Genomic DNA, 24355 nt, shown 5'->3' on the forward strand with positions numbered 1-24355 from the left:
TTGTTATCTGTATTCGCGTCACGATCCCAACGTCCGCGGCACTGTGGCGCTTACGGCCTAGTCTCGTAGGTGGGCTAGGAAGATCGCATGAGGCGCGTGACCAGTTCGCGCCAGGAGTCCGTGAGCCTCTTCGGCGAGATGCCGTGAACCCTCACGTCGTTGACGATTCGTTCCGGATCCAGCGCGGAAAGCAGTGACATCGCCATGACCCACGGATCCGCGATGCCGGCCTCCCGCAGCAGGACCTCTACATGTCGGTGGGCAAGGACGGTGGCCGGCACGTCAAAGCGATTGCGCGCATTGGTTGCGGCGGCTTTGAGGAGCTCACCGTTTTCCAGGACGAAGTAGATACGGCCCTCGCCGAAGGCCACCAGGCGTTCGCTCGGCGTCGCGCCCGGGCCCAGTGGTGGCGGGCCAAACATGAAGCCGCGCTGGAATTCAGATTCAGAGTCGCTCAGAAGGGTCATCATCAGGCCGGCCCGGCTACCAAAGCGGCGGAACACCGTTCCCTTACCTACTTTGGCCTTGCAGGCGAGCGCGTCCATGGTGAGCGCCTCTACTCCGAACTCGTCAACCAGTTCGCGGGCAGCGCAGAGCAACCGCTCGCGATTCCGGGCGGCATCGCTGCGCTCATGCGGCGGACCGAAGGGCACGTCCGGCTGGATTGGGATCGAGCTCACAAGAAACATTCTAGACCCGGGAATAGAAACCGGACCGCAGTCCGTTTAGTATCAGTGAAGGTCCCAACACTTACAAAGGAGACACCATGTCAAAGAGCACCGTTCTTACCCTCGTCGGCAGCCTCCGCGCTGATTCCCACAACAAGAAGCTCGCCGAAGCCATCCAGCTGAACGCACCGGAGAACGTCGAAGTCCAGATCCACGATTCCCTGGGCACCATCCCGTTCTACAACGAGGACATCGACGTCGAAGGCCAGGTTCCCGCCGAAGCTGCGGCCCTGCGCGCCGCTGCAGCAAACGCCGACACCCTTCTCCTCGTCACCCCCGAGCACAACGGCACCATGCCCGCATCGCTGAAGAACGCCATTGACTGGCTGTCCCGCCCCTACGGCGCCGGCGCACTCAGCGGCAAGCCGACCGCCGTCGTCGGAACCGCTTTCGGCCAGTTCGGCGGAGTCTGGGCACAGGACGAGGCCCGCAAGGCTGTCGGGATCGCCGGCGCCAAGGTCCTTGACGACGTCAAGCTGGCAGTCCCGGGTTCCATGATCCGCTTCGCTGAACTCCACCCGAAGGACGACGCCGAGGTTGTCGAGCAGATCAAGGCTATCTTCGAGCCCCTGACTGCCGTTCAGGAAGAAGAAGCCGCAGCCTAGTCTTAGCGCTTTCCTTGCCCCCGCTCCGTGCCTGCGAATTTGCAGGATGGAGCGGGGGCATTTGCGTTTCCCGTGTCTACGGGACGCAGCGTGATCAACTCTTGTCCGAACCGTCACCGTAGCGGCATTTTGCTCCAAGTGACACGGGCCTAACGTTGAACTACAGGTGGACGGACAGGAGCGTGGGGCTGTCATGCGTGCCGGGCGGAGGCCAACAAGTACGACGGCGATCCCGGCTGCCTGCCTCGTGCTGGGTCTGCTGCTGGCCGGCTGCACTTCGGACCCGGGTCGTTTGCCATCGCCCGAGGCTGGTTCGCCTGTTCCCGTGGCGGGCCCCTCGAGTCCGGCGCGTGATGGCAATGCTGCCGCGGATGGGGCTTCCGGCGCTCCGTCTCTGCCGTCCACGACGACCGGGGGCACTGCGGACCGTGATTCGACAGCCGAACCTTCCAGCACTTCGGGCCCTGGGGGCAGGGGCAGTTCCGGCAGCTCCGGCAGTTCCGGCACGGGTACCCCTGGCATTGGGGCGACCGAAACGCCCAAGCAAGGTGACGCCGTCGAGCCTGTACCCGTCGCTACGCCGAGCCCTTCACCGACGGCTGTTGCTCCCGTCGCCCGGGCTGCGACCGTACCCCAGGACCTGAATTTGGGGCCGGCTGTCTACTACGTTGCCGTTGACGACGGGGGCTCAAGAGGTGTCCGCTTCGGATGCAACGACAGCCTGGTGCCGGTCCGGGGCGCCCTGGCGCCCGGCGACCCTTTGACGCTGGCCCTGAGCCGCCTGCTGGAAGCCGGCATGCCCTTGGACACCGGCGCGGGCCTCTACGATTCGCTGGCTGATTCCTCGTTGCACTTCGCGTCGGGATACGTCAGCGGAGCAACCGTGGTGGTGAATTTGAGTGGAACGCTGCGCCCCGGAGGAGTCTGCGACATCCCGCGCATTGAAGCCCAGTTGACCCACACCATCGTCTCCGCCAGCGGAGCATCCCGGGCCGAAATCTACATCAATGGCAAGACTTTGGCTGAGGCGCTGAGCCTGCGTTAGTGCGGTTTGTGCGGTTAGTGCCTCTCAAGCCGTTGCGATGGCCAGCACCCGCCGGAGCGCCCACGCCACGCGGAGCAGCGCAAGCACGGACGCGAAGGCGAGAACGAAGACAACCGCCTCCGGGATCCAGAGGCCCCTGGGACCATCGCCCTCCAGCACCACGGTGACGAGGGCAGCCACCACCAGCAGGCCAAGCCCCGGGATGGCGAACAGGAACACTTCTCCGATCTGGCGACGATGCAAGGCGGTGAGCTTCTCCAGGGGAAGCTCACGCTGCCCGGGCGCCGCCTTTTTGCCGAGCACGTTGATCAGCATGGAGACGCTGGTGAGCGTGAGGCCAGCGGTAGCACCAGCCAACGTAGCGAGGGTTTGGAATAGGGTTCGACGGGCACCTGGATCGACGCCCTCCAGCATCAAGGGCTGCTCCAATAGCCAGGCCAACCCAAGCCACATCAGCACAGCCACTACCGCCCACGCATAGTCTGCCGGCGGATGGAGCAGAAACCACCTCCACACCGTCCGGCGTCGCCCGGCGTGCTCTACGTCAACCTCGTACAAGCTCATGATCCGCGCTGCCTTCTGATCCCTCCGCTGGTTTAACATCCCCGGGCTTTGCCTTGGCGGCTTCCTCCTTTGTGGACGCTGCCAGAGCTTCCCGCACTGCCGCCATTCCACCTGCGACGATGTCCGGCACAGGGACCGAGTCTGCTGAGCCTCTGATTTCCGGCAGCGTGAGGGCGAAGAATGCTTCGTTGTCCCTGGCCTGCTTGTTCAGGATGGCGACTGCCTCGGCAGCGGACTTCCGGGGATCGTTGAACACATCGGGGTCCACCTCGACATGGGAGATGAAACGCTCTTTCAGCAGGTCAACCACCTCGCGGTCACCGGTCAGGGAGTCCTTGCCCTCGGCCACGACGTAGTCGAAGTGCTCTACGGATCCCGCCCTGCGGAAGAGGTCAATGAGCTGCTGAATGCGTTCCCGGATCCGCTGCTTGTCCCCGGCCCCTCCCGAACGGCCCACAGTGAGGGAAATCCGGAAGGTTCCCTCAGTCACCAGGCGTGAGGCACTCTCCAGAACGTCAGCCCATTCACCCTCCATCAACTTTCCGGAGAGGCGTTCAGCAGGAAGCGCGAACTCGAAGCGACTCACCTCAAGCCTGGTAAGGATCTCCTCGATATCCTCACGGACCACCGGGACCAGTCCGGGTTCAAGCCCCAGCATGCCTTCGAGGTACTCCCCCATCCTGGAAGCCCGGGGGCCGTTGCCACTGGTCAACACGGCGATGACGTTCCGCTTCAGGAAGGCAAAGTAGGTGGTTTCCAGAAGATGGTCACCCGGCTCCAAGGGGAGGGGCTTGCGGCGCCCAAGCGCATCCCCGACGCTGGGCAGGTTCGTATCGCGGACCCGATCCAGGAGGATCACCGGATGCGGTGAGAAAGATGCGGTCTGGGCAACCAACACCGTGCCGTCCATGCCGATGAAATGCCGGTCCGTCCCAGCTTCCTGGGCCTTCTTGAGTACCTCCGCAACGCGGCGCGCCGGAAACGGAGCGCGCAGGTCCTCGCCATTCAGTTGGTCAATGCGCCAGAACTGCACACTGCGTCTTGCCATCCGCCCTCCCCTGCCTGCGGTCTTTGCTACTGATTCCAAGCTAATGGCGGGGTCAGACATTAAAGCCGGGTTCCGGCGTCGTGCGCTTTCATCTGCCGCAAACCGCGCTGCTTAAGGCCTGTACTTGGGCCCTTGGGCGAAGAGCGCATCCATCTCGTCGTGGCTGCGGGTGCCTGCCAATCCTGCCCAGTTGCCGTCGCCCAGAATTTCCTTCGCCACCCGTGCGACTTTTGCGTAGGCAGCTTTAGCCGTATTGCCGCCGATGCTGACGCGCCGTATGCCGGCGTCGTGAAGTTCGAGTGGCGATGGCGCACCCACTCCCGCAAGGGCATTAAGGGGCGCGGGGATCTTGCTGGAGAGTTCGTGCAGGACGTGAAGGTCCACGACCCCGGGAACGAAGATGCCGTCCGCACCCGCCGTGAGGTAGGACTCAGCACGGCGCAAGGTCTCGTCGTAAGCGTTGTCCGAATATTGTCCGGAGAGGTATGTGTCGGTTCGGGCATTGATGAACAAAGGGATTCCACGCTCGTCCGCCACGGCACGGATCAAAGCGATACGCCGCGATTGTTCGTTGATGTCCGTCAGTGGCTCCGCAGCCGAATCCTCAATGTTGATGCCGATCGCGCCTGCATCCAGCACTCCGTGCACGGTGGCCCGAAGTTCATCGTCCGTGCGCCCGTATCCAGTTTCGATGTCGGCAGTTACCGGCAGTTTGGTTGCCCCTACCACCCGCCCGAGCGCCGCCATCGCCAGTCCCCAAGGCACGTGGTCCCCGTCCCGGAAGCCCAGGCTCCAGGAAACTGCCGAGCTTGAGGTAGCTATCGCCGTCGCACCAGCCTCCTGCACCACGCGGGCGGAAGCCGCGTCCCAGACATTCACCAGGACCAGCGGCGTGGGTCCGGCGTCGTGAAGCTTGTGGAAGAGTTCGGCTTTGGTCACGGATCCCCGGTGCAGTGTCATAGCTACATTCCAGCCCCTACCGTTCCCGGCGTAAAGGAATCCACGCAAACCGGCGCGTTCTTGAAAACATATGTTGCCTAATTAGCAACCTTCAGGAGTATCCTGTCACTGTGACCCACGAAACATTGGATGCCGGCACCAAGCTGCCCGCTGAAGCCATCGACGCCATTGAGCGGGCCGCCACGGCCGCCGCCCACCCGCACGAGGAACTGTTCTCCGCGCGGGCCGCCAACATCAAGCAGTCCGCTGTCCGCGACGTCTTCGATATCTCCATGCGGCCCGGCCTTGTCTCGCTCGCAGGCGGCAACCCGTACCTGCAGTCGCTGCCGCTGGAAAAGCTTGGCCAGACCGCCGCCAGGATCATCGCCGAAGAAGGGATGACCGCCCTGCAATACGGCGGTGGCCAAGGGACCGCTGAACTGCGCCAGCAAGTCTGCGAGATCATGGCCGCAGAAGGCATCATGGACGCCCAGCCTGAAAACATCGTGATTACTGCTGGTTCCCAGTCAGCGCAGGATGTGGCCACCAAGGTCTTCTGCAATCCCGGCGACGTTGTCCTTGTCGAAAACCCCACTTACGTCGGTGCCCTGAATACGTTCGAGGCCTACCAGGTGCAGGTGGAGCCAATCGAAATGGACGACGACGGGTTGGTACCTGAACTGCTTGAGGCCAGGATCGCCGCGCTCCAGTCAGAGGGCAAGAGCATCAAGTTCCTCTATACGATCCCCAACTTCAACAATCCCTCGGGTATCACCCTGGCAGAGTCGCGCAGGCAGCGGATCGTAGATATATGCCGCAAAGCGAATATCATTGTGCTGGAGGACAACCCCTACGGCCTGCTGCGGTTTGACGGCCACCCGATCGCACCGATGCGGGCTGCAAATCCCGATGACGTCATCTACCTGGGGTCCTTCTCCAAGATTTTCGCGCCGGGTCTCCGCATTGGCTGGGCCTTGGTGCCCGCCCACCTGCAGCGTCGGTTCTACCTGGCCTCCGAAGCAGTCACGCTTTGCCCACCGCCCCTGAACCAAATGCTTGTCTCCGCATATTTGCGTGACTACGACTGGCGGGGGCAAATCGAAACCTACCGCGGCCTGTACGCAGAACGCTGCAAAGCCCTTCTCGGCGCCCTGGACGAATACATGCCAGCGGGGCTCTCGTGGACACGTCCCGACGGTGGATTCTTCGTCTGGGTCACGTTGCCCCAAAACGTGGACACCTACCCTTTGTTGAAGAAGGCCATCGATGCGGGGGTTGTCTTCATACCCGGCGCAGCGTTCTCGCCGGCAGATGGCCCATCCAACAAGCTTCGTCTGGCGTTCAGTGCTGTACCGCCGGATACGATTGCCGAAGGCGTACGTCGTCTGGCCCCTGTTCTCGCAGAGGCCATCAAAGCCAACACTGAAGGAGCATCACTATGACCGGGGTTGTCATTGTAGGAGTAGACGGTAGCGAGACGGCGATGAGGGCGGCCAAGGCTGCCCAGCAACTGGCCATCGGGATTGGCGCCAGTCTTCGCGTGGTGAGCGCATTCGATAGCAACAAGACCGAGGTAGTTGAGATCGGGACCGATAAATGGATCGTGTCAGACGCTGCCGAAGCCGAAGCCGTCGCCCGCACAGTGGCGGAGCGCCTGGCTGATGAGCGCCTCGAGGTAACGTACTCGGCTGCCCGCGGCAAACCCGGTGAAGCCTTGGTCAAAGAAGCAGAAATGCTCGAAGCGCGGTTGATCGTGGTGGGCAACCGGCGCATGCAAGGCCTTGGTCGTGTCCTTGGCAGCGTAGCCAACACAGTGGCCCACAATGCCCCCTGCGATGTCTACATCGCCAAGACCGACCAGCCGTAAGCGACCTGAATCACGCCGCCGGGTGGGGAGCCTCACCCGGCTTTTGGCGTGATTTTGGCCTGTCCCCCGAAGTCATCGTTATAAAATTGAGATGCCCCCAATGGCGTGAGCCATCCTCCATCAACTGACTTCAGGGGACTTCACTTGCTTACTTTGCAGCCGCGCCAGCGCGTTGGACACGACATCCTGCTTGCCCGCCACGGCAAGAGCATCAGCACGATGCGTTTTGACCGCGCGAATGACCGCATCATCGCGATGCTCGACGACGGCTCCTGGGACAGCGCCCCCAACATGATTTCCCCCAGCCTGAACATGCCGGAAACTCTCACCAGCATCATGCGCAAGGACTGGCGGTTCCTCTCCCTTGCCTGCGTCGCAATGATCACCTTCGCAGCCATGGCTATGGGCATCAGCGTGGAGATGGCAAACCACATGTCCACCACGGAACTTCAGGCATTGCTGGTCAACTACCCCGCGTTCTAAAGCGGGGCCGCCCTTACAGCAGGTGCTGGCCTGGCCTCAGAGCATCCACTCCCGCAGCAGCCACCACAAACCCGCGATGACGGTACCGCCGAACAAAGACCCGGCGACGACTTGACCGAGCGTATGGGCGCGAAGCACCACCCGCGACCACCCCACGGCCGGAACAATCACCAACACGGGCAGCCAAGCTGGCCCAAACATCAAAACGGTAATGACTGCAGCGGCTGCGATGGCCGAAGCGTGTCCACTCATCTTCCAAAAAGCACTCACCACCGCAAGAACGGCAATGCCTCCGAGCAGCGCAATGATCATCAGTGAAACGCTCGTCGGACCCCTGATCAGCTGGAGCACCCCCACGCCCGCCAGCACGGAAATCAAGGCAAGCAACAGCAACGGTGGCCGCTGCCGGCGGTCGCTGACATGATGATCGGTGATTCTGCCCAGCCTGACCATCACCAGCACGTACGCCAACGGCAGGACACAGACGAAGAGAGCTCCCAGCAGCCCAAAACCCATGGTCCCGGGAAAGCCGGGTTCGATAGCCGGACTGATCAACAGGAGAGCCGTCACTACGATGGGCGGCTGGAAGGCTTCCGTCAGGACCCGGGCAACAACGGGCCAGGGTCCTGACAGCAACCGGACAGGCACATGACCAGAGTTGCCAGAAGCCACAGCGGTGTTCGACCCTGAAGCCGCCGTGTTGGCGGCCGGGCGATCAGTCAAGCAACGGCGATCAGTCAAGCAATAGGGCCGGTTCTTCAAGGATGGCAGCCACATCGGCCATGAAGCGGGCCGAGAGGTCGCCGTCCACCACCCGGTGGTCAAAGGAGCCACCCAGCGTGGTGATCCACCGCGGAATCACTTCCCCGTCCAAAACCCACGGCTTTTGCTTGATGGTTCCAAACGCAATGATGGCAACCTCGCCCGGGTTGATGATGGGCGTACCCGTATCAATGCCAAGCGCACCGATGTTGGTGATGGTCAGGCTGCCGCCCTGCATCTCGGCGGGCTGCGTCTTGCCCGCCCGGGCCTTGGTGGCGAGATCGTTCAGGGCGAGGGCCAGCTCCTTGAGGGAGAGGTCCTGTGCGTCTTTGATATTGGGCACCATCAAGCCACGTGGTGTTGCAGCTGCAATGCCCAGGTTCATGAAGTGCTTGATCTGGATCTCCGCACCGCCGTTGCCATCAGCGTTCTCCACCCACGTGGCGTTGACACTGGGGTTCCGCGCGGCCGCCCAAATGACTGCCTTGGCCAAAATAAGCAGCGGGGATACCTTGATTCCCTCGAAGTCCCGCGAAACCTTGAGCCGCTTGACGAACTCCATGGTCCGGCTCGCATCGACGTCAACAAAGATGCTGACGTGCGGTGCCGTGAACGCGGACTCCACCATGGCCTTGGCGGTCGCCTTACGCACACCCTTAACGGGTACGCGCTCGATCCTCTGGTCCTGCGGCTTCTTGGAAGCACCCCAGAAAGACTCCGCCTGATCCAGCTCAGCGTCACGCTGCGCCTGATAGCTGACCAGGTCCTCGCGGGTCACCTCGCCGCGCTGTCCCGTGGCTACGACGTCGGCAAGGTCAATGCCGAGATCGCGGGCGAACTTGCGCACCGGCGGCTTCGCCAGGACTTTGTTGACGAGCCCGCTGATGGTGCCGCTGATGGCGGCACCGCGTGATGCGGCGGTCTGGGCCGTTGATACTCCCTGCGCTGTGCCTTCTGGCGTCGTGACTTCCGGCGCTTGGGTGACCGGCGCATGGGTGACCTGCGCGACGGCGGCACGTGCCGCCGTCGGGCGATGAGGCACCGGCGCCTGGGCTGCTTGGGCAGCCAGAACCGCTTGGTGGTCCTGGACTGTACCTTCGGCGTTTTCGGCGACCGTAGTTGCCTCGCCAGCACCGGCTGGACGCTTGCGCGCACGGCGCTTCACGGCGTCGGCTTTGGGGCCGGAACCCACCAGCGGCCCGCCTGCCGGGCCGTTTTCGCCGTTGTCGGTATCAGCGGGAAGCTTGCCGTAGAGAGGGGCATCGGCCGCGGGAGCCGACGCCGGAGCCTGGGTCACCGGTCCTGCGTCCCCGGGCTGGTTGTCCGAAACGGCGATGATTGCCGTGCCGACCTCCACCGTGATGCCTTCTTCGACCAACAGCTCGGTGACCGTTCCGGCGAAGGGCGAAGGGAGCTCAACGAGCGATTTCGCTGTCTCGATCTCGCACAGGACGTCGTTGATTGCAACGGTGTCGCCGGGCTTGACTTTCCAAGCCACTACCTCGGCCTCGGTCAGGCCTTCGCCGACGTCCGGCAGGTTGAATTTCTTTACAGTCACGGTGGTCCTCGATTTCCGTCTGCCCGGCTGTGGAGCCGGACTGGATCAGGGCGGTTTAGTAAGCCAGGGAGCGGTCGAGCGCTTCGAGGATCTTGTCGATATCCGGCAAGTAGTCCTCTTCAACCTTGGCCACGGGATACGGCATGTGGAAACCGCCAACGCGGATCACAGGGGCTTCAAGGTGCAGGAACGCCCGTTCGCTGATCCGGGCGGCGATTTCTCCGCCGATGCCACCGAACGTGGGTGCTTCGTGGGCGACGATCAGCCGGCCGGTCTTCTTGACCGACTCCTCAACGGTGTCGAAATCCACAGGCGAGATGGAACGGAGGTCGATGACCTCGATGCTGCGTCCATCCTCAATTGCGGCGTTTGCTGCAGCAAGGGCAACCGGAACCAACGGCCCGTAAGCCACAATCGTGGCGTCCGTACCTTCACGGACCACGTGCGCTTTGAACGGGTCTTCTGATAGACCGGCATTCTCAACATCCACCTCGCCTTTGAGCCAGTAGCGGCGCTTGGGCTCGAAGAAGATCACGGGGTCCTGGCACTCAATAGCCTTCTGGATCATCCAATAAGCATCGTGCGCGTTGGACGGCGAAATGATACGGAGGCCGGCGGTGTGGGCGAACAACGCTTCCGGGGATTCGGAGTGATGCTCGATGGAACCGATGCCGCCACCGTACGGGATCCGAATAACCACAGGAACAGTCAGGCGGCCATGGCTGCGGGCATGGATCTTGGCCAACTGCGTGGTGATCTGGTTGAAAGCCGGATAGACGAAGCCATCAAACTGGATCTCGCACACCGGAAAGTAGCCACGCAAAGCGAGCCCAATAGCGGTACCAACAATGCCGGACTCAGCCAGCGGGCTATCGACGACCCGGTCCGCCCCGAATTCCTTGATCAGGCCGTCCGTCACCCGGTAAACACCACCGAGGTGCCCGATGTCCTCGCCCATCAAGAGGGACTTGGGGTTGCTCTTCAGCGATGCGCGGAGACCTTCGTTGATGGCCTTTGCAATGGTCATTGTTGCCATCAGTTAGCTGCCTCCTGGTCGGCTTCGAAGCCTGCCGAATATTCTTCGAACCACGCCTGTTCCTCCGCAATCAGCGGGTGTGCTTCGGCGTAGACGTTGGCGAAGGAATCCCGGATGTCCGGCACCTCAAGGCCATGCGTAGTGCTGCGGACATACTTGGCCAGCTCATCGCCGTCGGCCTGCACCTGCTCGAAGAAGGCCTCATCGGCGAGCCCCTCCGTACGCAGGTATTTCTCCAAACGCTCCAGCGGATCCTTCTCACGCCACGCGGCTTCTTCAGCCAGTTCGCGGTACTTGGTGGGGTCGTCCGCTGTGGTGTGTGCGCCAACCCGGTAGGTGTAAGCCTCGATGAGCACCGGGCCCCTGCCTTCACGGGCATGCTCAAGGGCCCATTCAGTGACGGCGTGGACGGCAATGACGTCGTTTCCGTCCACACGGATTCCCGGGAAACCGTAGCCCTTGGCACGGTTGGCCAACGGGACCTTGGTCTGGACTTCCGTAGGCACGGAGATGGCCCAGTGATTGTTCTGGCAGAAGAAGACAACCGGGGCATCGTAGGAGGCAGCGAAAACCATCGATTCGTGGACGTCGCCTTCGGAGCTGGCGCCGTCACCGAAGTAGGCAATCACCGCAGCCTTGGGATCATTGGAATCACCGGCAACCGCGAGCTTCTGGTCCCGCTGGATGCCCATGGCGTAGCCCACGGCGTGAAGCGTTTGGGCGGCCAGGACCAGGGTGTAGAGGTGGAAGTTGTTCCCCCGCGGGTCCCAGCCTCCATTGGAGACTCCGCGGAACTGCTTCAACAATTCGGCCAGGTCCACGTTTCGCACCAGTGCGACACCGTGTTCACGATAAGTGGGGAAAATGTAGTCCTGCGGCTGGCTGGCGTGGGCCGAGCCTATCTGGGCGGCCTCCTGACCGGTCAGGGGCACCCACAGTGCGAGTTCGCCTTGGCGCTGCAGAGCAGTAGCTTCCTGGTCAAACCGGCGGATTCTGGCCATGTCGGCATAAAAGACGCGGAGCTTTTCGGGGTCTATCCGCTTGGCATAGTCAGAGAAGACGGGATCGGTGCCTAGCTTTCCGTCAGGGCCGAGCAACTGGACCATCTCTACGGGTTCACCCGAGGCAGCTACAGCCGCTGAGGTTGCCGCCAGAGTTTCATCGGTCCCGGGGGGCAGTTGTGTCGAGCCCATTCCGTCTCCTTGCTTGCCGCAGCTAGTGCCGGGCAATGTCTGTCGCTGGGATATATGCCCATTCCGGAATGCATTCCGGAATGGGCATATATTTTGGCTTTCGTCCTTACTTTATCGGCAGTAAGTAGCGTAGGCGCATTTGTTAACCGCTAGGAACTGTGCGGAGCCTTTGTATAACCTGCACAGAGTTTCAGGAACCGTGTATTGGCTTCCACTTCGCCGATACTGACCCGCACTCCCTCGTTTCCGAAGGCCCGGACAGACAAGGCCTGCTCGGCTGCCAACGCTGCAAACTCGCCACTGTTCGCACCCAGGTTCAACCAAACGAAGTTCCCTTGGGCTTCCGGCACGAACCATCCGAGATCTCGAAGACCCGAAGTGACGCGGTCTCTCTCGTCCACCAGGCTTTGTACCCTTTCGACAACCTGGTCGAAATTCTCAAGGGATGTAATCGCGGCGCGCTCTGCAATTTGCGAAACGGCGAAAGGTGTAGCCGTGACGCGAAGGTGCTGGGTGAGCTGCGGGCCGGAAACGCTGTAGCCAACGCGCAGTCCCGCCAGCCCGTGGGCTTTGGAGAAAGTCCTCAGCACAACGACATTGGGGTATTTCCGGTAGAGCTTGATCCCGTCTACAGCAGCCTGGTCGCGGACGAATTCCTGGTACGCCTCATCGATCACCACCACCACGTTGGGTGGCACCGACTGGATGAAACGCTCCGTTTCCTCAGCCGTGAGGATGGGTCCCGTGGGGTTGTTCGGGGTGCAGAGCAAGATCACCTTGGTGCGCACCGTCACCGCTGCGGCCATGGTTTCGAGATCGTGACGGCCATCCGGAAGCAACGGGATCTGCACGCTGGCCGCCCCGGCAAGGCCCACACAAATGGGGTAAGCCTCGAAGGAGCGCCAGGCGTAGATCACCTCGTCCGACTTGCCGTCATCATTCTGGCCCGCAAAAGTGGCAAGAATCTGGTTGAGTGCGCCGAGGCTTCCTGCACCGGTGACGACGTCGTCAGCGGGGACGTCCAGGAAACCAGCCAAAGCATTGCGCAATTTGGTTGCCAGGGGGTCTGGGTATCGGTTGATGTCAGTCTGGTCTGCGATGGCCTGCAACACTGCAGGGATCGGAGGCAGCGGGTTTTCATTGGACGACAATTTGTAGCTGGTGAGGCCCTCAATCGCAGCGGGGGGTTTACCAGCCGCGTACTTGGGGAGCCTGTCCACGACCGGTCGAGGGAGTACGCCCTCCGGTGCGTTGTCAGTAGTAGTCATGGATTCAAGCCTACTTGTACCCCTGCGGCGTTTGGGTGTTCTCCCGCCCAACCTTCATCCTCCTCAAGTTCCTTCTCCTAGTAATGTCCCAGCCGAGCCACAGACGAGTGTGAAAGCATGGGCGCATGGGTTCATTCATAGTTCGCGTCCTGATCAATGGCCTGGCCCTGTGGGTCGCCAGCTGGCTGTTGGACGGACTGGAGATATCCTCCTCCGCCACTGAAAAGGCGGCAGCCAACGCGGGGATCACTCAAGGCGCGGATGCAGCAGGCATCGTCTTGGCTTACCTCTTTATCGGCCTGATTTTTGGAGTGGTCAACGCGTTCGTGCGCCCGCTGGTGAAGATTCTGTCCCTCCCTGTGACGATCCTGACCCTGGGCCTGTTTACGATCATCATCAATGCGGCAATGCTGTACCTGACAGCGTGGCTGAGCAGCTTTACGCCTGTGCACCTCACCATTGACTCGTTCTTCTGGACAGCCATCCTTGCCTCAATCATCATCAGCATCATCAGCCTGGTTGCCGGACTCATCCCAGGCGCCCGCAAACGCTAGAAGCAGTTCCCGTCGCTCGCGCTCCCGGCACCGTTTGGGCTGCACCCACCATCGCGCTGGACTTACCGCGCCCCGGCCACGGATCGTGTCTCTGGCAGATTGCGGTTACGAAGGCCCGGCCTCTTGTCCGGCAAGGGTGCCCGTTCCAGTTTGAAGTGCGTTACCTTCGCCGCACCGCCCACACCAACAACACCAGCGAACGCCGCTGTCGAAGCTGCAAGCGAGGCATCCCGACTCGCCGTGACCAATTCGGCACCTGCCGCGTAGTTCTCCAGGCGGTGACCGGGCCCCAGGCCTGGGTCCTCCCCCTCGGGTGTTTTGACGTCATTGTTCAGCGTGACCGTGACCCTGTCCTTGGTATCCGGGTTCACGCGGCCATCCGAACCCGGGACCCAGTCCTGGACGTGCTCCAGATGCAACGCAGCAATTCCCGGTTCCGAGCTAATGCCGCCAGCAGGAGCTCCAGCTGTGAGGACATACCTGAGGTCGAATTCGCTGAGGAACGCCTTGTTCCGGCTGAGGTTCATGGCGTGTGCCCCTCCTTGGCTATGCCCCACTGCTACCACCTGCTCGCCGGCTTCAGCTCCGGCTTCCCTCAACGCCTGACCAATAGCAGGCACCACTTCTTCCGAGTCATAACCGAGGGCTTCACCAACGCCGGGAATATCGAAAGGATTGGTATCTGGTGCTTCGGGTTGTGTTCCCGGAATCAACACCATCCACGAGGACGAGCCATCGTGGTGGAGCTGAATGATCTCAATCTCTCCATCGCCCCGGGCATGGAGTTGCTCGAGTCGCCGGATGCTTTGCGCCATGGATGGATCCACTTGCTCGATCGACTCGTCGATCTTCTCGATGCTCACCGGGCGCGGCCTCAGTCCGGGGACGACGGGTGACTGCAGAAGCCCACGCATGATGTCCCCCGCATCCATGCCCGGTGGAATGATGCTTGTGACTACGTTTTGCGTGATGTCCGGGCCAGGTACCCAGGGAGCACCTGACATCTTCATCTCATCAAGCCTCAATATCCGCGGGAACAGATTCTTGACCTCTGTTTGCACGTAATCGTGATGGCTGGACCGCACACTCGAGCTGACACCAACCAATTCCTGCCGTACCCTGCCTACCTCTTGACCACTTATGGCCACCGCATCGATCGCGGCGCACCCCGAGGCGTACGAGTCGAAGAGGTAGGACCCCAAATCTGCCTTCACCCGGCGGGCTTCCGCTTCCACACCAACCAACTGTTGGACCAACTCGTCAAGCAGTGCCGCTCCACGCAGGAGCTCTTCCAACTGGCAGGATATTCCGCCCACTCCGCCACGAATGCCCAGGATGCCATCGGGGGCGGGCGCCGTAGGTTGGGGGGCCGAACCCGCACCAACAGGAGCAACATCAGCCATCAGTTGCCCCTCCCACCGGAGACAGCTACGTTCTGGGAATGACGGAGAACGGAGGCAGCAGCGACTTCCAATGATTCCCGTGCACGCATTAACGCCGACGCGTGAAGGGCAATAGTTGTCCTGTATGCACTTCCGGCGGGAGACTGCCACTCCTCCAACTGGGTCCGCCGCAAGGATGCCAGCACGGCATCCGTCTGGTCCACGCACGACTTAATACGCCAAGCGAGCCTCTGGACCTCGTGGCTGCGCGAGGCACACTCCAGGGGATCGAAGGTGGGTGGGGTGGCTGCAGGCATCAGGCCGACGCTCATGTCCGTGTACTCCATTGATTGTTCTGCTGATCGGTAGGTATGACGCTACGGAGCCCGGAAACCGGGCGGAAGTGCCGCCGTCGGCTATGTGGATAACGCGCACGGCTGTCCACATAGCGCAGTCATCAACTCGGGCGCCTCCACGGAACATGAAAGAATAGGCACCATGGCTGAATCCCCTCGCGTGTCCCTCGCTTCCGAACCCCTCGCTCTTGGCGCCCTCGATGGCCGGTACCGTGCCGCCGTCGCGCCCCTCGTTGACTACTTGTCCGAGGCCGCATTGAACCGCGATCGCGTTCACGTTGAGGTTGAGTGGCTGATCCACCTGACCAGCCAGTCTGTGCTGCCTGGCGCGGGTCCCCTGACGGACGAGCAGGTTTCGCAGCTCCGTGCCATCGTCACCGAATTCAACGCCGCATCGGTCGACGAACTCGCCGAGATCGAGGCCGTCACTGTCCACGACGTCAAGGCAGTGGAGTACTACATCGGCCGCCGACTGCCCGCGATTGGCATCGAAAACCTGACAGCCATGGTCCACTTCGGCTGCACGTCGGAGGACATCAACAACCTCTCGTACGCCGTTGGTATCAAGGGCGCCGTAGAGAATGTCTGGCTCCCCAACGCCACCGCACTGGTCCAGCAGATTGAGGCCATGGCCGAAGCCAACCGCTCCGTGCCCATGCTGTCCCGCACACATGGCCAGCCCGCCACGCCCACCACACTCGGCAAGGAACTGGCTGTCATCGCGCACCGCCTGAACCGCCAGCTGGCACGGATCGCCAAGACCGAATACCTCGGCAAGATCAACGGTGCCACCGGCACATACGCGGCACACGTTGCTTCCGTCCCGAGTGCCGACTGGGAAGCTGTTGCCAGGACCTTCGTCGAAGGACTGGGCCTCACCTGGAACCCGCTCACCACGCAGATCGAAAGCCACGATTGGCAGGCGGAGCTCTACGCCGATATTGCCCGCTTCAACCGCATCCTGCACAATGTCTGCACGGACATCTGGAGCTATATCTCCATCGGATACTTCCGGCAGATTCCTGTTGCTGGTGCCACCGGGTCCTCCACGATGCCGCACAAGGTCAATCCGATCCGCTTCGAAAACGCCGAGGCCAACCTGGAGATCTCCAACGGCCTGCTGGACACTCTGGGCGCAACGCTGGTTACTTCACGCTGGCAGCGCGACCTCACGGACTCCTCCTCACAACGCAACATCGGCGTCGCCTTTGGTCACTCCCTGCTGGCAATCTCCAATGTCGCCAAGGGCCTCAAGGCCCTGGACGTGGCCGAGGAAGTCCTTGCGGGTGACCTCGACACCAACTGGGAGGTCCTGGGCGAAGCCATCCAAATGGTTATGCGTGCAGAGGCCATTGCCGGTGTGGAAGGCATGGAAAACCCCTACGAGCGCCTGAAGGATCTCACCCGGGGGCAGCGCGTGGACGGCGCCAGGATGCAGGAGTTCGTGCAAGGGCTCGGCCTGTCCGCCGACGCCGAAGCCCGCCTGCTCGCCCTCACCCCGGGCAAGTACACCGGCATCGCTGACAAATTGGTGGACCACCTGAAGTAGCAACAAACGCTGGACGACGGCGGGCCGGGGCGGGATGCCCAGGCCCGCCGTCGGCGTTTAAACAGGCCCGCCGTCGGCGTTTAAACTAGTGGGCACCCGGCGCGTTCCCGCCCGCTTTGTCACCGGGGCATGCCCTTCCATGTGCGGAGAAACGGCGTGTCGGGGCGTTCGCTTGCGTTAGCCGCTGATTGGCTTGAAGCAACTGGGCAGGAACGCACCGAGCAGGAACGCACCGGGCAGGAACGCATGGCCAAGACAGCAACGACGTAAGGAGCGGAGCACCCATGAAGCTCCTACTGATCAGGCACGGACAGACCCCCGGCAACGTGGCGGGTCAACTGGATACTGCCTTTCCCGGCCCGGGATTGACGGAACTCGGCGAGCGGCAAGCGGAAGCGCTCCCGGAGGCTCTAGCGGACGAGTCCATTCAGGCCCTCTACACTTCCACCCTGCTCCGGACCCAGCGGACGGTGATACCACTTGCCGCCGCAACGGGACTGGAACCGGAAATCCTGGACGGCGTCCATGAGATTGAGGCAGGAGCCTTGGAGAAGAAGACGGATCATGAATCGCATATGCGGTACATGAGCACGGTGTTCGCTTGGTCTGACGGCGACCTCGACGTTCGCATGCCGGGCGCTTTCAACGGCCATGACTTCTTTGCCCGCTTCGATGCCTCCGTGGAAAAGGTTGCGGCCGCAGGACATTCGACCGCCGCCATCGTCAGCCACGGCGCCGCCATCCGCTGTTGGGCCGGCCGCAGGGCAGAGGATATCGACACCCTCTTCGCTGAGACCCATCAATTGCCCAATACCGGAATCGTGGCACTCGAAGGTGATCCGGAATCAGGGTGGCGGGTCCTGCATTGGGACCAGATTCCAGTGGGTGGCCTGGCATTGGCAGACCAGACGGCCGAGGACCCAACAGGCGAGGCGCTCTAAGCATGTTGTGAGGCCTGTTCTGCGCGCCAAATTCCCACGGGAAGGCGCAGAGCAGGCCCCGCAACGCAGGAAATTCAGCAATTCTCCCGAAGCTTACGCGCAGGAAACACGGCGGTAACCACAGCTTCCTAGGCTTAAGACGCATAAACACCTCAGCGAAACCAAGCGAAATGAGGCATCGATGCAGACCAACCCCCGGCTCAATATCCGGCAGGTCACCTGGGCGAACCCGGTAGGCGCTGACCTCCGCGCCGCGCAACAGGCCGAACTGGACGCCCGGTTCGGAACCACGGATCACGAGCCCGGTCCCCCGCCCTCGGAAGCTGACACGGCCGTTTTTGTTGTGGCTTACGAGAAATGCTCCGGACAGCCGCTCGGATGCGGCGGCCTGAGGATGTTGGACGAGAAGACAGCTGAAATCAAGCGACTGTACGTGGTTCCCTACGCACGCGGATCAGGAGTTGCAAGCTCCATCCTCGCCGCACTCGAAGCACAGGCCCACTCACACGGATTCAGCGTCATCGCAGCTGAGGCGGGATCAGCGCAGTCTGATGGACGAAGCTTCTATGTAAGCGCCGGATTCGCCGAAGTTCCCAATTTTGGACCGTATATCGGCGTAAATGGGTCTTACTGCTACTCCAAGCGGATCAACTCCCACAGCGCTTCCCACACCGCGATGGCGTAAACACCTGAGCCCCGGCAGCAACCAAGCGTCGCGCAACATCAAGCACACACTGCGGTAGTCGGATAATCTCGGAAAATGGAAAAAGCAGACATCACCTTCCGCACGCGTAAATGGGTGCGGCCCGAGGACCTCAATGCCAACGGCACACTCTTCGGTGGAAGCCTGCTGAAGTGGATCGATGAAGAGGCAGCGATCTACGCCATCCTCCAGTTGGGCAATGGCCGCGCGGTCACCAAGTACATCTCCGAAATCAACTTCGTGAGCTCAGCCGTTCAGGGCGACCTCATCGAAATGGGACTGACGGCCAAACGCTTCGGGCGCACGTCCTTGACCATGCGCGCCGAGGTCCGGAACATGATCACCCGGCAGAGCATCCTGACCATCGAGGAAATCGTGTTCGTGAACATGGGCGCTGATGGCCGCCCGCAGCCGCACGGCTACACGGAAATCACATACGATCGCGACCGCATCCCCACGCACCACCTCACGGAGACCCTGCACGAGGACTGAACCCCGGCGTCGTGCGCGCACCCGACCCAGGGCTCCCGCCCAGTTAGCTCCCCCGGAGCCCTGAATGCCACCTGTCCAGGCCCAAGTTCGCCTTGGAATCCCGCGGAACCCCGTTAGGTCTGCGGGATGGAGTATCCAGTAAGTGGGCAGGAACGTCGGATCGTCCGCGTTAACGGGTGCTGGCGGCCGCGGGAATGCGGCCGCCAGCCTATGTTTTCCGGTGACGGGAGTGAGTGTCACCGGAACCTATGGGGCGCCTGATTCAGAAAATCAGCGCCGGTCGAACGTCAGCCCGCCGGGCACCTGGAACGTCGGCATGAGCTCAAGCATGCCCACGTTGACGTGGCGCGGCGTTTCGATCGCGTAATCCAGGGCATTGACGATGTCGTCGGTGGTCAGCGACTCATAGCCCTCGTAGTAGGTCTTCCAGGCTTCTTCCATTGCCTCGGGCGTACCGCCCATGTTGCGCCCGAAGATCTCGGTTTCCACCCGTCCCGGGCAGATCTCGGTAACGCGGATCCGCTTACCCACGGTGTCGTTTCGGAGTTGGCGGGAGATTTGGTGCACGGCCGCCTTCGTGGCGTGATAGACGGTGTGGCCGTAGAAGTTGTAGACGCCGGCAATCGAGCTGATGTTGATGACGTGGCCGAGATCGCGCTCCACCATACCGGGCAGGACCAGGCGCGTGAGCTGCAGCAGGCCGCGGAGGTTCACGTCCACGAGCTCGTCGATGTCCTCTTCGGACGAGTCCAGGATGTTGCCCGGCCGGGACACTCCGGCGCAGTTCACCAGGACGTCCACCTTGAGTCCACTCACGACAGCGGCCAGCGCGGTGGTGTCGGTCAGGTCCACCACATGCGGGACTGCTCCAGTGCGGTCGGCCAGTTCCGCAAGGCGTTCCTCGTTGCGGGCCACGGCGTGGACAGTCAGGCCGCGCTTGGCGAGGCGTTCAGCGATGGCTGCACCCATACCGGTCGAAGCTCCGGTGACGAGGGCGGTGGTGTAGTCGGAAAAAGACATTGGTCCTCCAAAAGGTGGGGATTGGTAGGGGCTCTTACATCCAGCCACGTGGCCGGACGTAAGAGCCGGAGGTCAGTGATGGCTAGGCGTCGCGCAGCGGTTCGTGGGCGCGGTCCTTGACGGTGCTGACGGCGATCAGCGTGCCCAAGGCCGTGATCACTGCGTAGAAGGCCGGCATGTAGATGTTCCCCGTGGATGAAATCAGCCAGGTCATGAGCAACGGAGCCGTGCCGCCGAACAGCGCAGAGGAGATGTTGTAGCCAAGGCCGTAAGCGGAGTAGCGGACCCGGGTGGGGAACAGTTCAACGATGAGGATGTGGATGACGGCGGTGTGGCCAGCGAAAACGACTGCCATGATGCAGGCGCCGAGGATTGCGAGGCCCATTTCACCGGTTGCAATGAGGGCGTAGGAGGGGATGCCGAGGACAGCCATGGCTATTGCGGATCCGGCGATGACCTTCTTGCGTCCAACACGGTCCGAGAGGGCACCCATGAAGGGGATGGCAATACAGATGACCACCAGGCTGCAGGCAGTGACCAGAAGGGCTTGGCCGATAGAGAAGTTCAGCTGCTTGCCCTTGAGGAACGTGGGCATGTAGGAGAAGAGGACGTAGTAGCCGGAGCCGTTCATGAGCGGAATGAAGAGGGCCAGGAGCATGGCACGGCGGTGCTCGGCGGATTTGAAGGCTTCCTTCAGCGGGTTCTTGGAGAGTCCGCCCTCTTCCTTGAGCTTTACGAAGTTGGGGGTATCGGCGATGGCCTTGCGGATGTACCAGCCGATGATGCCCATGGGGATGGCAACGAGGAACGGGATGCGCCATGCGAAGGAACCGAAGCCACCGCCGTCGATCGCTGCCTGGGTGAGCCACGGCGACATGGAGAACGCCACGAGCGTACCGGTAAGCAGCGCTGCGAAGGAGGCGATCTGGGCGTATGACGTGATGACACCGCGCTTGCCTTCAGGGGCGTGCTCGGCAAGGAAGGTCATGGCGCCGGCAGCTTCGCCACCAACGGAGAAGCCCTGCAGCATACGCAGGAGCACCAGCAGGATCGGCGCGGCAATGCCAATGGCCGCATATGGCGGCAAGAGCCCGATGCCTGCCGTGGCAACACTGATCAGGAGAATCACAAAGACCAGTAGCTTTTGCCTGCCGATCCGGTCTCCGAGGTAGCCACAAACAACAGCGCCGAGGGGTCGAACGAAGAACGAGACCGCGTAACCGGCAAACACGAAGAGCAGTGCATTGTCCGGGTTGCCGGGGGCCAGGAAGACCAGGGCCAGCGTTCCCGCCATGAAGGCGAAAATGCCGTTGTCGTAGAGTTCCACGAAGATGCCAACACAACCTGCGGTGACAACCTTGCGGGTTTGGCGGCCCGTGAGCCGCTCATGCTGCGCTGGCGCAGCGTTGGTGCTTGCGGTCATGACTTTTCCTTACTGAGATGAGCGTAGCAACGCCTACTGGTATGACGACAGGGTTTTTAGCTGCATGCCGCAACTGGTAGGTCCTGCCACTGGGGTCGGCATCCGATACCGAGAAGTCCGAAGACGGTGTTGACGGATTCGCGGAGGGTTTCCAGTTGGGCCCGCGAGCGCCTGTGGGCGGCAGTTGCTTCTGCCACTGTGGTTTTCCGAAAACGGACTTTGTCCCCTGGCCTTGCTTGGGCCAGGACATCCAGTCCGGTGCTGGTTACTACTGCAAGTACGGGATACCCGGCGGTGACGCCTCTTCCCCGGTGCAGTACCAGCAACTCTTCCCGTGAGGGAACCTCGACGGCGCCCACTGGCACTCCGCGGGACAGCACCTCACCGCTGGAAGTTCTTTCCGGAAGTTCTCCGCCGAGCCGCAGGCCGATGTGGTTGCTGCGGCCACTGACGGCGTATTCCGAGGTGAAGAGCAGTTCACCGGATTCGCCAAATTCGGCGACATCCGGCCCATCGGTCACATCGACCAACAGATCTGTTCCCATGCTTGGCCGTTCAAGGCCCAGCCTGAAGAGTGGAAGGTCAAAGTACGGCTGGCGTACCGGGCCAACACTCCTACGGGTGGGGAGCGTGGTTCCTTCCCGAAGCTGAAGTCCGAATCCCACCACGGTGTCCGGTGCGCAGCTGCCTAGCAGAGTTTCGGCTTCCAGCGAGCCGTGGATAGCCAGGTAGGCGCGGAGCCCGCGGTGGATTCCGCGGATGGACACCGCTTCTCCGGAACGCACCGAGACCGGTTCCCACTGACTGCACGGTCGTCCACCGACCGTGAGCGTGAGCGGGGCACCGGTGACGGCGATCAGGATGTCGGCGTCGGCCTTCATCCGAAAATCAAGGGCCGTGATCTCCATCAGGGGATCGTTGTCCGGATTGCCGGCCAGGATATTGGCGGCCCGGGCCGAGTACTGGTCCAGGGCGCCGTTGACCGGAAGCCCGAAACGCGGTCCGCGGGTCCTGCCGAGGTCGGTGACCACGGAGTTGCCCGGCTGCTGGATCAGGATTGCCCCGCTCATGGCTGCCCCTCCAACTCCAGTGGCTCCAATTCCACCCCAGCGAAGGTGTGGAAGTCCTCCGCGCGGATCTGGCGGAACCTGAGGATGTCGCCTGGCTTGTACGGGACCAGCGGTTCGCGCCGGATATTCAGTACGGACAACGGGGTCTGGCCGATGACGCACCAGCCGCCCGGGGCAACAGCAGGCGCGATAACTGCCTGGCGCCCGGCCACCGCCACGGCCCCCGCAGGCACGCTGAGCCGGGGATCCTTCAAACGCGGGACGGGCTTGGGGAACATGGGCCCGTCCATCATGGGCGAGCCCGCAGGCGCACCCAGGCAGCGGACTGTGTAGGTCTTTTCGGTGTGGAGGCGGATGACCTCGTCCACTGGGATGCCCTGGTGCTCAGCAACACGCACCAAATCCGGGCCGTATTCGCCGCCGTAAACCACAGGTACATCGAACTCCCGGGGCGCCCTCTGCGACCCGCCCGCGTGGGCGATCTCCAGGAGCCCGAGCCTGACGAACGCGCGAACCTGGCGGGCGGAAACCAGGATGGGATCGAACTCAACCAGCACGGAGTCGTACGTAGGAACCGCACCGTGAAGGCCCTCGGCGCCGCAGCTTTCCAGCCAGTCGGCCAAGCTGTGGACGGTCAGCCAGTTGTCTTCGCTGGCCTCCGAGATCGCCACGACGCGCAGTGCGGAGTCTCCGGATTCGTAGATCTCGGTCGGAGCCGTTGAGAGTACGGACATGTCAGGCCGCCTTCCTCTTGGCGTCCATGACCTCGGCCAGCGGGGTGACGCGCACGCCGGCGGAGACGAGCTCCGAGCGGATCAGACGGGCAAGTTCCACCGCACCGGGGTTATCGCCGTGGAGGAGGACGGTGTCGACATCGATATCCATGTCCACGCCGTTGGCGCAGCGGATCTTGCCTTCGACAACCATGCGCAGGGTCCGCTCCACGATCTCTGCCGGTTCGTGCAAGACGGCGCCCGTCTGGCTCCGGGGAACCAACGTGCCGTCTTCCTGATAGCCACGGTCCACGATGCCAACGATTGCCACGTCCAGTCCCGCGTTGCGCGCTGCCCTGGCCAGTTCGCCTTCCTGCGCCACCACGATGAGCTCGTTGTCCACAGAGGCAGCGGCTTCCGCCACGGCCTGTGCATAGTCGGCGCGGACGGCCACGAGGTTGCCCAGCCGGCCGTGAGGAGCAATGTGGGTGACCTTGGTGCCTTGGAAGGCGGCAAAGCCGTTCAGGGCGCCGAGCTGGTAGAGCACATCGTTCTGTACTTCCTGAGCACTCAGGCCCATGTCACGGCGACCAAAGCCACGCAGGTCCGGGAAGCTCGGGTGGGCGCCGATGCCTACGCCGCGGCGAACGCATTCAGCAACAGTGGAGGCCATGATGTCGGGATCACCGGCGTGGAACCCGCATGCGATATTGGCGCTTGTGACGATCTCCAGGAGCTCGGAATCGTCGCCAATGGTGTAGGCGCCGAATCCCTCCCCAAGATCCGCTACAAGATCAATTGTCGGGTTCACGTGGTTCTCTTTCCGTGGTTTTGCATTCAAGTCCGGGAAGGGCATAAATAATCTGCTCGAGGATTAGTTGAATTCCCGGTAAATGTCTGACGCTTATGGATTCCAAAGCGTTGCCTGAAGTTCTTTCCAAAAGTCTCGCACCGGTCAACCATGTTGCACAAAGACCTAATAGCTATCCCGTGATAGCTCTCCGTTATGACCTGCACCACCCTGTACTGTGGCAGGGGTCCCAGTGCTGCCCCGGA

Annotated in this window: 26 protein-coding genes; 10 read left to right on the plus strand and 16 right to left on the minus strand. The window is 62.1% G+C overall.

Translation table 11 applies throughout. The features are described from left to right. Positions 1-74 precede the first annotated feature (74 nt). Positions 75-680, minus strand: a complete 606-nt coding sequence (locus tag LDN82_RS20905) for a TetR/AcrR family transcriptional regulator (RefSeq protein WP_224165709.1) — start codon at positions 678-680, stop codon at positions 75-77. 86 nt (positions 681-766) lie between these two features. On the opposite strand from LDN82_RS20905, the gene LDN82_RS20910 reads away from it, so the two are divergent. Continuing rightward, positions 767-1333 (plus strand): NADPH-dependent FMN reductase, encoded by a 567-nt coding sequence (locus LDN82_RS20910; RefSeq protein ID WP_224093246.1) that lies wholly within the window; start codon positions 767-769, stop codon positions 1331-1333. A gap of 166 nt (positions 1334-1499) precedes the next feature. Beyond that, the gene (locus LDN82_RS20915; RefSeq protein WP_224165710.1) at positions 1500-2378 is read left to right on the plus strand and encodes a GerMN domain-containing protein; all 879 of its coding nucleotides are present in this window, start codon (positions 1500-1502) and stop codon (positions 2376-2378) included. 24 nt (positions 2379-2402) lie between these two features. On the opposite strand, the gene LDN82_RS20920 is transcribed toward LDN82_RS20915, so the two are convergent. The 3 genes from LDN82_RS20920 to LDN82_RS20930 form a co-directional block, all read right to left on the minus strand. Further along, positions 2403-2942 carry a hypothetical protein gene (locus LDN82_RS20920; RefSeq protein WP_224165711.1) on the minus strand — a complete coding sequence of 180 codons (540 nt, stop codon included), beginning with the start codon at positions 2940-2942 and terminating at the stop codon, positions 2403-2405. Beyond that, entirely contained in the window at positions 2923-3990 is a 1068-nt protein-coding gene (locus LDN82_RS20925; RefSeq protein WP_224165712.1) for a hypothetical protein, read from the minus strand. Before LDN82_RS20925 ends, LDN82_RS20920 begins: the two co-directional genes overlap by 20 nt. A gap of 111 nt (positions 3991-4101) precedes the next feature. Continuing rightward, a complete protein-coding gene (locus LDN82_RS20930) occupies positions 4102-4950 on the minus strand; it encodes an isocitrate lyase/phosphoenolpyruvate mutase family protein (protein ID WP_224165713.1) in 849 nt (282 codons plus the stop codon). Between the two features lie 110 nt (positions 4951-5060). On the opposite strand from LDN82_RS20930, the gene LDN82_RS20935 reads away from it, so the two are divergent. The 3 genes from LDN82_RS20935 to LDN82_RS20945 all read left to right on the plus strand — a co-directional run bounded on the left by LDN82_RS20935 (position 5061) and on the right by LDN82_RS20945 (position 7279). After that, complete coding sequence (locus tag LDN82_RS20935) at positions 5061-6371, plus strand: PLP-dependent aminotransferase family protein (protein WP_224165714.1); 1311 nt, start codon at positions 5061-5063, stop codon at positions 6369-6371. Further along, the gene (locus tag LDN82_RS20940; protein ID WP_224165715.1) at positions 6368-6796 is read left to right on the plus strand and encodes a universal stress protein; all 429 of its coding nucleotides are present in this window, start codon (positions 6368-6370) and stop codon (positions 6794-6796) included. The genes LDN82_RS20935 and LDN82_RS20940 overlap by 4 nt, the downstream gene beginning before the upstream one ends. Positions 6797-6940: 144 nt before the next feature. Continuing rightward, positions 6941-7279, plus strand: coding sequence for a hypothetical protein (locus LDN82_RS20945; protein ID WP_224165716.1), 339 nt, complete (start codon positions 6941-6943; stop codon positions 7277-7279). A gap of 36 nt (positions 7280-7315) precedes the next feature. Here LDN82_RS20945 and LDN82_RS20950 read toward each other — a convergent pair whose 3' ends face one another. The 5 genes from LDN82_RS20950 to LDN82_RS20970 all read right to left on the minus strand — a co-directional run bounded on the left by LDN82_RS20950 (position 7316) and on the right by LDN82_RS20970 (position 13096). Then, the gene (locus LDN82_RS20950; RefSeq protein WP_224167590.1) at positions 7316-7912 is read right to left on the minus strand and encodes a phosphatase PAP2 family protein; all 597 of its coding nucleotides are present in this window, start codon (positions 7910-7912) and stop codon (positions 7316-7318) included. Positions 7913-8012: 100 nt separating this feature from the next. Next, the gene (locus tag LDN82_RS20955) at positions 8013-9599 is read right to left on the minus strand and encodes a dihydrolipoamide acetyltransferase family protein (protein WP_224165717.1); all 1587 of its coding nucleotides are present in this window, start codon (positions 9597-9599) and stop codon (positions 8013-8015) included. Between the two features lie 55 nt (positions 9600-9654). Continuing rightward, on the minus strand, positions 9655-10635 hold the full coding sequence (locus tag LDN82_RS20960; protein ID WP_224165718.1) for an alpha-ketoacid dehydrogenase subunit beta: 981 nt from the start codon (positions 10633-10635) through the stop codon (positions 9655-9657). Next, entirely contained in the window at positions 10635-11828 is a 1194-nt protein-coding gene (gene pdhA / locus LDN82_RS20965; protein WP_224093203.1) for a pyruvate dehydrogenase (acetyl-transferring) E1 component subunit alpha, read from the minus strand. Before pdhA ends, LDN82_RS20960 begins: the two co-directional genes overlap by 1 nt. A gap of 149 nt (positions 11829-11977) precedes the next feature. After that, on the minus strand, positions 11978-13096 hold the full coding sequence (locus tag LDN82_RS20970; RefSeq protein ID WP_224165719.1) for a histidinol-phosphate transaminase: 1119 nt from the start codon (positions 13094-13096) through the stop codon (positions 11978-11980). A gap of 125 nt (positions 13097-13221) precedes the next feature. Here LDN82_RS20970 and LDN82_RS20975 point away from each other — a divergent pair, with 125 nt between their 5' ends. After that, positions 13222-13650, plus strand: a complete 429-nt coding sequence (locus tag LDN82_RS20975) for a phage holin family protein (protein ID WP_224165720.1) — start codon at positions 13222-13224, stop codon at positions 13648-13650. Positions 13651-13712: 62 nt separating this feature from the next. On the opposite strand, the gene LDN82_RS20980 is transcribed toward LDN82_RS20975, so the two are convergent. Next, the gene (locus LDN82_RS20980; RefSeq protein ID WP_224165721.1) at positions 13713-15053 is read right to left on the minus strand and encodes a hypothetical protein; all 1341 of its coding nucleotides are present in this window, start codon (positions 15051-15053) and stop codon (positions 13713-13715) included. After that, positions 15053-15364, minus strand: a complete 312-nt coding sequence (locus LDN82_RS20985) for a hypothetical protein (RefSeq protein ID WP_224093189.1) — start codon at positions 15362-15364, stop codon at positions 15053-15055. Before LDN82_RS20985 ends, LDN82_RS20980 begins: the two co-directional genes overlap by 1 nt. Positions 15365-15530: 166 nt before the next feature. On the opposite strand from LDN82_RS20985, the gene purB reads away from it, so the two are divergent. The 4 genes from purB (at position 15531) to LDN82_RS21005 (ending at position 19073) form a co-directional block, all read left to right on the plus strand. Further along, positions 15531-16937 carry an adenylosuccinate lyase gene (gene purB / locus LDN82_RS20990; RefSeq protein WP_224165722.1) on the plus strand — a complete coding sequence of 469 codons (1407 nt, stop codon included), beginning with the start codon at positions 15531-15533 and terminating at the stop codon, positions 16935-16937. A gap of 284 nt (positions 16938-17221) precedes the next feature. Further along, positions 17222-17878 (plus strand): histidine phosphatase family protein, encoded by a 657-nt coding sequence (locus LDN82_RS20995; RefSeq protein WP_216926240.1) that lies wholly within the window; start codon positions 17222-17224, stop codon positions 17876-17878. 181 nt (positions 17879-18059) lie between these two features. Further along, positions 18060-18563, plus strand: coding sequence for a GNAT family N-acetyltransferase (locus tag LDN82_RS21000; protein ID WP_224093183.1), 504 nt, complete (start codon positions 18060-18062; stop codon positions 18561-18563). A 75-nt stretch (positions 18564-18638) separates the two neighbouring features. Then, entirely contained in the window at positions 18639-19073 is a 435-nt protein-coding gene (locus LDN82_RS21005; protein ID WP_224093181.1) for a hotdog domain-containing protein, read from the plus strand. A gap of 270 nt (positions 19074-19343) precedes the next feature. On the opposite strand, the gene LDN82_RS21010 is transcribed toward LDN82_RS21005, so the two are convergent. From LDN82_RS21010 to LDN82_RS21030, 5 genes are all read right to left on the minus strand, one after another. Further along, on the minus strand, positions 19344-20093 hold the full coding sequence (locus tag LDN82_RS21010; RefSeq protein WP_224093172.1) for an SDR family oxidoreductase: 750 nt from the start codon (positions 20091-20093) through the stop codon (positions 19344-19346). Between the two features lie 82 nt (positions 20094-20175). Beyond that, positions 20176-21516, minus strand: a complete 1341-nt coding sequence (locus LDN82_RS21015; RefSeq protein WP_224165723.1) for an MFS transporter — start codon at positions 21514-21516, stop codon at positions 20176-20178. 56 nt (positions 21517-21572) lie between these two features. Further along, positions 21573-22586, minus strand: a complete 1014-nt coding sequence (locus LDN82_RS21020; RefSeq protein ID WP_224165724.1) for a biotin-dependent carboxyltransferase family protein — start codon at positions 22584-22586, stop codon at positions 21573-21575. Continuing rightward, on the minus strand, positions 22583-23320 hold the full coding sequence (locus LDN82_RS21025) for a carboxyltransferase domain-containing protein (protein ID WP_224165725.1): 738 nt from the start codon (positions 23318-23320) through the stop codon (positions 22583-22585). The genes LDN82_RS21020 and LDN82_RS21025 overlap by 4 nt, the downstream gene beginning before the upstream one ends. A 1-nt stretch (position 23321) precedes the next feature. Then, a complete protein-coding gene (locus LDN82_RS21030; RefSeq protein WP_224165726.1) occupies positions 23322-24110 on the minus strand; it encodes a 5-oxoprolinase subunit PxpA in 789 nt (262 codons plus the stop codon). Positions 24111-24355: the final 245 nt, after the last annotated feature.

Origin of the sequence: Arthrobacter sp. StoSoilA2, assembly GCF_019977195.1 — a bacterium.
Taxonomy (GTDB): Bacteria; Actinomycetota; Actinomycetes; order Actinomycetales; family Micrococcaceae; genus Arthrobacter.